This is a genomic window from Kineosporia mesophila (assembly GCF_021129235.1).
In the GTDB taxonomy this organism is placed as follows: Bacteria; Actinomycetota; Actinomycetes; order Actinomycetales; family Kineosporiaceae; genus Kineosporia; species Kineosporia mesophila.
On sequence record NZ_JAJOMA010000009.1, the window covers coordinates 265,464 to 276,440 of the forward strand.

Sequence of the window (10,977 nt, forward strand, 5' to 3'; positions counted from 1 at the left end):
GGGGCGCTCACTGAGCAACGCCCGAATCAGCGTTCATCCGCTCGATCAGGCTGGCCGGTCGCAGATCGGTCCAGTGGGTCTCGACGTACTCCAGGCACGAGGAGCGACTTTCCACCCCGTGAACGATGTTCCAGCCGTCCGGGACCGGTGCGAACGACGGCCACAGCGAATGCTGCTGCTCCTCGTTGACCAGGACGTAGAAACTGCCTGCTTCGTCATCGAACGGATTGGCCGACATGACGTGCCGCCTCCTAGAAACTTTGGGAAGGCTTACCTAACAAACCTACCGGCTGGCACGCGTTTGTCTAGATGTTGACAACGCGGGGAAACCACCCCTCGCCGCTCAGGCGAGGCGGCCGTCCACGACCCGCACCACCCGCGGAAGTCGCTCGATACTGCTGGCCCGGTGGGCGATCACAATCAGCGTGCGACCGGCGCGCAGCCGCTCGACCGCGGCCTCCAGGCGTTCGGCGGTCTCCGGGTCGAGGTCGGCGGTCGCCTCGTCGAGCAGGAGCACCGCGGGGTCGACGAGGGCCGCCCGCAACAGGCCGACGATCTGCCGCTCCCCCGCCGACAACCGGTCACCCCGGGCGCCCAGATCGGCGTCCAGACCTTCGGGCCACCGGTCCACCCAGTCGTCGAGCCCGAGAAGCCCCACCGCACGCCGCATGTCGGACCGGTCGGGGGAACCCGGCGCGAGGGCCAGGTTCTCCGCCAGGGTGCCGGTGATGATGTGCACCTGCTGCGGCACCAGAACGATGCGCCGCCGCAGGTCGCTGGGGTCCAGGTGCCGCAGGTCCACACCGCCGTACCGGACCCGGCCGACGTCCGGTTCGTACAGTCCCGCCAGCAGTTTCACCAGGGTGGTCTTGCCCGAGCCGGTCGCCCCGACCAGGCCGGTGCGCTCACCGGCCGGGAAGGTGACGCAGACGCCGTGCAGCACGTCGGCGTCGTCGGTGTAACCGAAGCGCAGGCCCTCGGCCACCAGATCGCCCCTCGGGGGCGGCGGTTCGCCGGGTTCGGACGATGACGACGGCAATGCCTCGAGCAGGTCGACCAGACGGGCCAGACCGACCCGGGCCAGCTGGGCCTGCCCGGCCAGGGCCGCGAACGTCAGCAGACTCTCGAAGAGGTTACGGGTGGCCAGGACGAACACCACCACCGTGCCGACCCCGAGGTGGCCGTCCCGCACCAGCCACACGCTCAGCATCAGCAGCGCCGCCGTGGCCAGACCCTCGACGAGACCGAAGAGCTCGAGCCGGTTCTGCACCCGCACGGTGTCGTCCGACACCGCGAGCAGCTCGTCGTTGTCGGCCCGGAACCGGCGTACCCATTCCTGCGGGCGTCCCGGGGCCACCAGGGCCTCGTGGGCATTCAGGGTCTCGGTGAAGGTCGCCGTCATCATCGCGTCCGCCGCCGCCCGGTGCCCGAAAATGCCTGCCGCCGAACGGTTGAACCACAGCACCACCCCGACGGCCAGTGGCAGGAACAGCGCGATGAGCAGCAGGGCCAGCAACCACGAGTACACCAGCAGCAGCCCGGTGGTGAGCACCACCGTGAGACCCAGACTGATCAGGTTGGGCAGCTGGTCCCGCAGGAACAGCGTGAGGTCGGCGATCTCGCCGGTCGAGCGGCGCAGCAGGTCACCGGTGCGGTGCGCCTCGACGAACCGCAGCGGCGCACCGGCCAGGCGCTCGACGACCAGATCGCGCAGATACCGGATGACGCGCTCGCCGGCCTCGGAGAGCAGCACGGCCGAGCGGTGCAACAGCACCAGCCGGGCCACGACGAGCGCCACCATGACCGCCACCGCCCATCCGAGCCGGGTGGCGTCGCCGGCCGTGACCGCGTCCACCCCCCAGCCGATCACCGGTGCGATACCGACCACCGCGGCCGTACTGAGCAGGCTCGCCAGCAGCGCCGACCCCAGGATTGCCCGGTGGGGGCGCAGATACGGCCAGAAGCGTCGGAAAATACGGTGCGTCGGGGCAACCTCGGCCAGGAGACGGATGTCAGGCATGCTCGGCCTCCACCAGGGATTCCAGCCGCACCACGCGGTCCGCCGCCGCCAGAACCCCGGGACGGTGTGAGATCACCAACAGGGCCGAGTCCGGCGACCACGCGCGCAGCCGTTGCAGGATCAGTTCCTCCGTCGTGGCGTCCACCGCCGCAGTGGCGTCGTCCAGAATGATCACGTCGGGGTGGCCCAGCAGCCCCCGGGCCAGGGCCAGGCGCTGGGCCTGACCACCCGAGACGGTGGCGCCGCGCTCGCCGAGCTGGGTGTCGTACCCGTCGGGCAGGCTCATCACGAAGTCGTCGACCGCGGCCACGGCACACGCAGCACGCAGTTCGCCCAGCTCCAGATCCCGCCCCACGCGCAGGTTGTCGGCAACCGTTCCGGCGAGGATCAGAGGACGCTGCGGCACCAGTCCGATCCGGCGGGCCAGTTCCGGCCGGGAGACCCGCCGCAGATCCACACCGCCCAGGGCCACCGACCCCGAGGCCGGGTCTTCCAGCCGGCACAGCAGATGGGCCAGCGTCGACTTCCCACTGCCGGTGGGACCGCTCAGCGCGACGAACTCACCCGGTCGCACGTGCAGATCGACCGGCCCGAGCACAGAGCGCCCGTCGCGTACCACCTGCACCCCGTGCGCCGTGAGGGCGCCACCCGGGGGCGGGGTCTCGGCGTCGGCCGGGTCGAGGTCGGTGACCGGGGTATCGAGGATCTGTGCCACCCGGGTGGCGGCGACGCCGGCCTCCCCCCGGGCGGAGAGCAGGTCGACCGCGATGGTCACGGCCAGCGTCAGGGTGGTCATCCAGGAGATGAAGGCGACCAGGCCGCCGACGCTGAGGTCACCGTCGAGCGCCGCGGCCCCGCCGACACCCAGACCGGCCGCGATCGCCAGGCGGGGCACGGCCGGGGGCACCGCGTTCCACAGGGCGGAGATCCGGGCGGTGGTCATGGTGTGCCCGGTCAGCACGGCGCTGCGCTCGTGATGACGGCGCACCAGGGCCTGGCCCCCGCCGATCCCGCGCACGGCGGCACTGGCCGACAGCAGGTCTTCCACGGCGTCGGCGCGGGTGGAGAAGGCTTGCGACAGCGTCTGGTTCGCGGCACCGAAGCGGCTCGGGAAGTAGGCGTTGGCCAGGGCGACCGCGGGGATCGTCACCAGCCCGACGAGCAGCAGCTGCCATTCCAGCAGGGCGAAGGCGGGCAGCACGAAGGCCAGGGTCACACCGATGCGCACCCAGATGGCCAGGCTGCGCACGAACGCCGCGATCAGGTCGACGTCACGGGTGACGCGGGTGGCCAGGTCACCGCGGCCGTAGCGGGCCAGGGCCGGTCGGTCGAACACGGCCACCCGCTCGACCAGCGAGGCCCGCAGCGCATGCGCCACCCGGTTCGCGGCGCGGCCCGAGAACCAGCTGCCACCCATGCCACCGAGGGTGAACAGCACCGCGACCAGCGCCGTCGGCACCACCCAGGTCAGCGTGGCGTCCACCGAGCGCCGGGTGATGCCCTCGTCGAGAGCCTGCTGGATGCACCAGGGCAGGGCGAGCATCGCCGCCTGCTGCACCACCGTGGCCAGCCCACCGAGGGTGAGCCCGCGCCAATGACAGCGCAACTGCCTGCGCAGCAGCCGGTTTCCGGTCGAGCCCTGCAACCCAGCACCGTCCCGACGTCGCTTCGTGCCGTTCGTAAGTTAGGTATAGCTAACCTACCTTCGGCGCCCGGGTCAACACCTATGCACCATTAGGGCCTTTTCTCGTCATCACGCCTTCCCGGGGCCAGCCTTCCACCAACCTTGCGAATGCTTCTCATCATGAGTTTGGCCGACCTGCGCTTCCCCGATCCGAAGGAGAACGAGTGTGACAACCACGCAGGCCGTTCCGGGCCCGGCACCCGAGGTGGCCCGCACGGTCGCGGCCATCCACGCCGCCCGCCGCCGGGCCCTCGGCCGCACCGCCGAGCTCGACATCGCCCTGGTCATCGGGGTCGCCGCCGCCCTCGGCACCGGCCCGGTCGCGATCTCCCCCGGCGACGTCATGTGCTCTACGCCGTGCGGTGAGCAGATCGCATTCAGAGGGCCTTCAGGGGGCTTCGGGATCAGCCGATGGTCCGGGTGAACCATTTCGGTTCGTTCCGGCTCAAAGGTGGCTTTGACGATGACCTCACGCACCGCTTCCCAACGACGGCGACGGGTGGCCGGGCTGCTCGGTACCGGACTGCTCGCCGGTGTCCTGACCGCCACCGGGGCGACGCCCGCCCAGGCGGTGCCCGCCGCGGTGACGGTGCCGGGGCCCTGGGGCGTGGCGGTGAACCCGGCGACCGACACCGCCTACGTGAGCAGCCGGTCCGGCAACGCGTTGCGCAGTGTGAGTGGCAACGCGACCGCCGGTGGGTCGGCGCCGGTCGGCAGCTTCCCGCTGGGCACGGCGTACAACCCGTTCAACGGCTACGTCTACGTGGCCAATTTCTCCGGGGGCAGCGTCACGGTGGTCGATCCGGCCACGATGACCGTCGTCGCCACGGTCTCCACGACGTCCCTGGGCGCGGTCGGTGCCAATCCCTACTGGGTGGCGGTGGACGAATCGACCGGCCAGGTCGTGGTCTCGTTCTACTCGGCGGGAGCCACGGTCGGGGTGATCGACCCGGCCACGAACGCACTGACCTCGCTCGCGCTGCCGGCCGGACAGAGTGGTGACCGGCACGTCGGGATCACGGTCGACTCCGTCCATCATGTTGCCTACGTGGCCGACTCGACCGCCGGGGCGGTCAGCGTCGTGCCGCTGAGCGGGTCGGCGCCGACGGCCGTCACGGTGGGCGGGAGCCCGGCCGGGGTGCTGTACTCGGCCGGGAAGGTCTACGTCGGGTTCGCCTCCGGCAGCCTGATGAAGGTGATCGACACGACCGCCGGCAACGCGGTCTCCTCGGTCACGGTCGGGAACACCCCCTCCGGCCTGGCCGTGGCGGCCCCGACGACCGCGGTGTTCACGATGAACAACGGCGACGGCACCCTGTCGGTGATCGACGGTTCGAGCGGCACGGTCGTCAACACCATCACCCCGGGCACGACGAACGACTATCTCACCTGGGCCGCTGCCGACACCGTCAACAACCGGCTCTACGTCGGCAATTTCACCGCCGGCAAGGTGCACGTGCTGGCTCCGGCCGACACCGAGGCCGCGAGCACGCTGGCACTGAGCGGGTCCGCGGCGTCCGTGACGGCCGGCGACACCGTCACCTACACGGCGACCCCGTCGAACGGCACGCGGCCGGTCACGTTCTACGACACCACGTCCGGCTCGACCGCGATCTCGTCCTGCACGAACGTGGCCCTGAGCGCGGGCAGCGCCTCGTGCACCGTGACCTACCCCTCGGCGGGCTCGTTCTCGGTCACCGCCCGGACCGCCGAGAAGAACTTCCTCTACCAGGCCGCCACGTCGTCCGCCAGCAGTGTGACCGTGGCGGCGGTCCCCGCCCCGACAACGACCGCACCACCCGTCATCACTCCTCCGGTCACCACTCCCCCCGTCACCACGCCGCCGGCCACCACCCCGACCGAACTGGCCCCGGACGCTCCGCGCGACATCAGCGTGAGGGGTGCCGACGCGTCCTCGATCGTGCGTTTTTCGGCCCCGGAGGACCACGGCTCGCCGATCACCGGCTACGAGTACTCGCTCGGCGGCGGGGCTACCTGGAAAATGTGGGACGCATCCACTGACGCCGCGGGCACCGTCACCGGAACGGTCGGCGGGCTGACGAACACGAAGACCTACTCACTCACGTTCCGCGCCCGCAACGCGGTCGGCCCCTCGGTCGCCTCGGACCCGGTTTCGGTGACACCGCGCGCCGAGCTGACCGGACCATCTTCGAAAACCTTGACCGGAAACGTAAAGACAGAATTCTCCGGGCAGCTGTCCGCGTCCGGCGGGATGGCGCCGTACACCTATGCCGCGGTGGGAAAGACGCTCCCGCCGAGGCTGACGCTCAGCGCGGCGGGCCGGTTCGGCGGGCGCCCCACCCAGGCTGGTACGTTCAGCGTGAAGGTCCGGGTAACCGACCACGAGGATGCCACCTCGGTTGCGACGCTGGACATCACGATCGAGAGGGCCACGGCCGCGTCCCTGTCCGCGATCTCCCGCTCGGGCCTGCTGCGCACGCCGGCGAACCCTGACCGCTACACCGGGAAGAAGCGGCTGACCAAGGCCTGGCAGGCATCCGCCGACGGAACCGACGCCTATCCGGTGTCCCGGCTGAAGGGCCTGAATCTGGTCGGTGGTCAGGCCGCGACACTTTCCGGCGACGGGCTTTTCGGGTTCGACCGAGGTGTTCTGACCCGGGCCGGGCGGGCCCAGGTGAAGGCGCTGGCCCAGACCCTCCAGGCCGAGGCGAAAGCGGTTCGCTGCGAGGGGTACACCGACTACGCCGGGTCCCGCCGCCACGAGCTGGAGCTCTCGCGGCAGCGGGCCCGGGCGGTCTGCGCGGCGCTCGTGCGGGAGAAGGCCGGGGTGGGGACGAAGTCCGTCGGCTACGGGCCCTCACATCCGGCCGTCGTGGGCGGCAGTGCGAAGGCTCGCCGCGAGAACCGCCGCGTGGTGGTGCTGGTGACCCGTTAGCGGATGATGCTCCCGCTGAGCACCGCGTCCGTGCCCCAGCACTGGCTCAGCCCCATCTTCAGGCAGAGCTGGTGCAGGGCCTGCGAGTGCAGTTCGACGACCCGCGCCGAGTTGCCGGTGCGGTCGCCATCGTCGGAGAAGTGGCCCAGCACGTAGGGAAACTCGGGCGATCCCTTGGCCGTGACGGACCGCAGTACGGCCTTGCGGCCCAGCGGCCGGACCGCGGGGGTGCCCGCCCCGAACAGCGTGACGGTGAAGGTCGCCGGGGCCCCGGCCGGCGCCCCCTCCATCCCGAGCATCGCGGCGGTGACGTCGGCGCGGGCCTCCAGGCGCCGGTTGATCTCCTGCACCTGGTCGAGCTCGACGGTGTGGGTGGTGGTGGCGCGCTGATGACGAACGGTCATGATGAACCTCCGGTGCCGGGGAGTCCCGTACCCGTACCCCCTTGTGCGGATGGCCGTGCCCGGCCGCTGCGCTGGTCTTCCGGGACCCAACTGCGAAGACGTGTCCGATCATGCGCCTGCGGGCGTCCGCTGCCCTCGCCATTGACCCGCAAGGCGCTGCGGGTTTGCCGTAGGCCTGCTGCGGTGGGGTCCTACGCTGGGGTCGTGGAGGACGAACCGATCTGGCGTATCGTGCTCGCCGACGACCATTCGATGGTGCGTACCGGACTGCGCGCCCTGCTGGAGGCCGACCCGCGCTGTCACGTGGTGGGCGAGTGCGGCAACTTGTCGCGGCTGGCCGGTGAGGTGGACGGGGCCAAGCCGGACCTGGTGGTGCTGGACATCTCGCTGGGCCGGGAGAACGGGCTGGACGCCGTGCCGGCCCTGCTCGCCCTCGCCTCCCCGCCGCGCATCCTGGTGCTGACCATGCACGACGACCCCGCGTTCGCCCGGGAGGCGCTGGGCCGGGGCGCGCACGGGTACCTGCTCAAGGAGGCGGCCGCGGCTGAGCTGATCCGGGCGATCGAGCTGGTCATGGCCGGTGGCACCTACCTCCAGCCGCAGCTGGGCGCCCAGCTCGCGCGGCACGCACCGACCCCGGCCGAGCGGCTCAGCGAACGTGAGCGCGACGTGCTGCGGTTGCTGGCGCGCGGGCACACCAACGCCGAGATCGCGCACGAGCTGTTCATCAGCCTGCGCACGGTCGAGGCGCACCGGGCGGGTCTGCGGGCGCGGCTGGGGGTTCATCACCGGTCGGAATTGGTGGACGAGGCCCGCCGGCTCGGGTTGCTCGGATGACTCGTCGTCCGGTGCTTCTGGGCGCCGGCGTCGGGATCGCGCTGGTGCTGGTCAGTGTCGGGATGGAGCTCACCGACGCCGAGCCGCACCTGATGATGTGGGTGGGGGCCACGGCCGGGGCTTGTTTCCTGGTGAGCGTGCCCTGGGTGCGGGGTGATGCCGACCGGGTGATGACGGTGCGGGCCCGGCTGCTGATCGGCGCCAGTTGCTCGGCGGTGCTGGCGGTGATCGGGCTGTGGCGGGCGACAGGCCGCGACGAGCCCGCGGTGCTGCTGTTGCTGGTGCCCTCGCTGCTGTTGTTCGTCACCGGGTTCCTGGCGATCCGGGAGGCCGGCCTGGCCGGTCACGCACGCCGGGTGCGGCAGTTGCGGGCGCGGTTCCAGGGGCAGGAGGACGAGCGCCGCCGCTGGGCGCAGGAGTTGCACGACCAGACGCTGCAGGATCTGGCCGCGATCGAGTTCTGGCTGGCCGGGCTGTCGCACACCCAGGACCCGGCGAAGCTGGCCGCCGGGGTGCAGGACGCCCGCGGGATGGTGCGCGAGCAGATCGGCGTACTGCGGCACCTGATCACCCAGATGCGCCCGCTGGCCCTGGACACCCTGGGTCTGCGCGCCGCTGTGGAAGACCTGGCCCGCCGCGGCGAGTCCCAGGACGACGCCGAGGTCACCTGCGACGTCACCGCCCTGCCCGACGACCTGGCGCCCGACACCCAGGTAGCGATCTACCGGATCGTGCAGGAGGCCCTGACCAACGCCCTGCATCACGCGGCCTGCCGCACCATCGACGTGCGAGCCGATCGCGACGGCACGAGCCTGCTGGTCACGATTCAGGACGACGGCAGCGGCATCCCCGACCCGGACCTGACCGACCCGTCCGGCGCCTCGTTCGGCCGGATCGGCATGCGTGAGCGCGCCGACTCCCTGGGCGCCCGCCTGACCTGGAGCCTCCCGAGCGGTGGCGGCACCCTGGTGACCCTGAGAATCCCCGCCGCTACATCACCGCCGCACTGATCTCCGGCATCTCGGCGGTGTCCCGCGCGAACTCCATCGCCTTGCGGCGGAATGACGGTTCCCGGAGCACCGTCTCGATGGCCGTCCGGAGCCGCTGCCGCAACGGGCCGTCCGCGACGGGTTCCACCGTGAGCCCGGCCCCGGCCTCGGTCACGATCCGGGCGTTGGTCGGCTGATCGGCCATGAACGGCACGACCACCACCGGAACACCGTTCTCCAGGGCACCGAACGTCGTCCCCGCTCCCCCGTGGCAGACGATGACCGAGGCCGCCGCGAGCATCGGGTCCTGATCGACCCAGTCCGAAACCATCACGTTCGGCGGGATCTCCTCCAGCCCCCGGCCGGGTTCCAGTCCCAGACGGGCTCCGGCCCCGCCGGTCGTCAGGACGGCCCGCACCGGCAGGTCCCGCAGGGCTTCCAGCGCCTCCCGGTAGACCTCGGCCGCCCCCGGGAGCGAGCTGACCACGGTCCCGAACGACACGAACACCTGCGGCCCGGGCTCTGCAGATCCCGGACTCTCGCGTCGTCCCCGCCCCGCACCGACCCGGACCCTGCGCGTGTCGGGGTAGGACGAGGGGTCGAGCCACACCGGAAGCCTGGTGAAGTACGTCGATGCCCGGATCGCCTCGACCACTCCGGCAGCGCGTTCCTCCAGGACCGGGGCGACGCCCTCCAGGGCACCGGCCTCGACCAGGGCCAGACCGATGGCGATCTGCGCGTGACGGATCCCGCTCCGGTGGGCCGCGATCGCGCCGGCGAACTCGGCGGCCTCGTGCAGCACCAGCTCGGGCTCCCACTCCCGGCAGGCTCTCTCCAGAACCGGAAGGTAGGCCGTCGTGTTCAGACCGGCGAAGATCTCCCGGTCCACCGAGGCCGGCTGCCCGGCCCGCACCCGCGACCAGACCTCCGCAACATCGGCTTCCGACGGATCGGGCAGGAGCAGCACCCGCGCGCCGAGAGCATCCGCCTGGGCCCGGCGGACAGCGGGTACCGCGACGAGGACATCATCCCCTCGCCTCAGCAATGCCTCCACGAACGGAATCACCGGACCGAAGTGTCCCGCACCGGACGAAGAGCTCAGGAGAATTCGCACAACCCCGCAATCTAGGCGGTGGACCAGCATCGGTTCCCATCCGGCGCATTGCCTGACCGATGCCGCTGGCCCATCCTCTCAAGAGGAGAGCCCCCCGGACATCCCGGGGCGGTTCCATCTGCGGTGGGGGCCGTTCCAGACGACGGGCGGTGTACGGAGCTGGCTGCGGATGGAAACCTTGGTTCAGTCGGTCAGGAGATCTGTCTGTCCCCGGAGCATGTCGATCATCGCGGCGACGGGTTCAGCGGCGGCGAACAGTTCTTCGGGAGTGCTGCGGTCGCCGTCGAGGTGAGAGAGCATCTCCAGACCGAGGTAGGCACCGACGGCCATCGATGCCAGGGCGCCGACGGGTACGAATGACTCGAATGCCTGGCCTTGGATCTGGGTGCGGATCAGGTTCTCGGCCAGCTCCTGCCACCGCGCTGTCTGCAGACGCACCTGCTCGGCCAGGCGCGGGGACGACACGGCAGCGGCGGTGAGTTCCTGGACGGCGGCCACGTGCCCCTGGCCCTGGTCCTCGCGGTACAGCTGACGCAGAGCGTCCAGGAGGTCGCGGGCGGCCTCGATGCCTTCGGTTCTGGCCCGGTACCGGGCGAACCGGTCCGAACTCGTGTATTCAGCGGTGGCCACGAAAAGGTCGTCAAGGTTCGAGAAGTAGTAGTAGATGACGCCGGGCGCAAACCCGCCGGTTCGAGCGATGGCGCGAGCCGTGGACTTTTTAAATCCCTGCGCGGCCAAGGTCGCGGCCGCCGCTCGAAGGATGTTCTCGCGCACCGACGACGAGATTTCAGCTGGTGGAACCGGGGTCATGGGCATCAGTCTATGGGTGCGAGGAAACGATCTTGAACACCCGTTCAGGTTAGGTGCAGGCCCGCCTTGGGTCAGTCCGCACACGCAAAGCCGCATCGCTGGCCTGGATCTCTGACACCCCTGATGACATCATCAGATGGATCCTTGCTAATCGTACGGCGATCTGCGCTAATCGTACGGCGATCTGCGCTAATCGTACGGC

Annotated in this window: 10 protein-coding genes; 4 read left to right on the forward strand and 6 right to left on the reverse strand. The window is 70.6% G+C overall.

The features are described 5' to 3' along the window. Positions 1–7: 7 nt before the first annotated feature. The 3 genes from LR393_RS15310 to LR393_RS15320 form a co-directional block, all read right to left on the reverse strand. Entirely contained in the window at positions 8–238 is a 231-nt protein-coding gene (locus tag LR393_RS15310; protein ID WP_231484586.1) for an MbtH family protein, read from the reverse strand. Between the two features lie 105 nt (positions 239–343). Further along, complete coding sequence (locus tag LR393_RS15315) at positions 344–2,020, reverse strand: ABC transporter ATP-binding protein (protein ID WP_231484587.1); 1,677 nt, start codon at positions 2,018–2,020, stop codon at positions 344–346. After that, positions 2,013–3,665, reverse strand: coding sequence for an ABC transporter ATP-binding protein (locus LR393_RS15320; protein ID WP_231484588.1), 1,653 nt, complete (start codon positions 3,663–3,665; stop codon positions 2,013–2,015). The genes LR393_RS15315 and LR393_RS15320 overlap by 8 nt, the downstream gene beginning before the upstream one ends. A gap of 205 nt (positions 3,666–3,870) precedes the next feature. Here LR393_RS15320 and LR393_RS15325 point away from each other — a divergent pair, with 205 nt between their 5' ends. Then, a complete protein-coding gene (locus LR393_RS15325) occupies positions 3,871–4,128 on the forward strand; it encodes a hypothetical protein (protein WP_231484589.1) in 258 nt (85 codons plus the stop codon). 39 nt (positions 4,129–4,167) lie between these two features. Then, positions 4,168–6,621, forward strand: a complete 2,454-nt coding sequence (locus tag LR393_RS15330; RefSeq protein ID WP_231484590.1) for an OmpA family protein — start codon at positions 4,168–4,170, stop codon at positions 6,619–6,621. Here LR393_RS15330 and LR393_RS15335 read toward each other — a convergent pair. Beyond that, on the reverse strand, positions 6,618–7,025 hold the full coding sequence (locus LR393_RS15335) for a hypothetical protein (RefSeq protein ID WP_231484591.1): 408 nt from the start codon (positions 7,023–7,025) through the stop codon (positions 6,618–6,620). The genes LR393_RS15330 and LR393_RS15335 overlap by 4 nt on opposite strands. A gap of 204 nt (positions 7,026–7,229) precedes the next feature. Between LR393_RS15335 and LR393_RS15340 the strand changes: the two genes are divergently transcribed. Both LR393_RS15340 and LR393_RS15345 read left to right on the forward strand, forming a co-directional pair. Further along, entirely contained in the window at positions 7,230–7,862 is a 633-nt protein-coding gene (locus tag LR393_RS15340; protein WP_231484592.1) for a response regulator, read from the forward strand. Then, on the forward strand, positions 7,859–8,872 hold the full coding sequence (locus LR393_RS15345) for a sensor histidine kinase (RefSeq protein WP_231484593.1): 1,014 nt from the start codon (positions 7,859–7,861) through the stop codon (positions 8,870–8,872). Before LR393_RS15340 ends, LR393_RS15345 begins: the two co-directional genes overlap by 4 nt. Here the strand turns inward: LR393_RS15345 and LR393_RS15350 are convergent. Both LR393_RS15350 and LR393_RS15355 read right to left on the reverse strand, forming a co-directional pair. Next, positions 8,853–9,917 (reverse strand): glycosyltransferase, encoded by a 1,065-nt coding sequence (locus LR393_RS15350; protein WP_231484594.1) that lies wholly within the window; start codon positions 9,915–9,917, stop codon positions 8,853–8,855. The two genes, LR393_RS15345 and LR393_RS15350, sit on opposite strands and share 20 nt — an antisense overlap. Positions 9,918–10,148: 231 nt before the next feature. Next, positions 10,149–10,775, reverse strand: coding sequence for a TetR/AcrR family transcriptional regulator (locus LR393_RS15355; protein ID WP_231484595.1), 627 nt, complete (start codon positions 10,773–10,775; stop codon positions 10,149–10,151). Between the last annotated feature and the right edge of the window lie 202 nt (positions 10,776–10,977).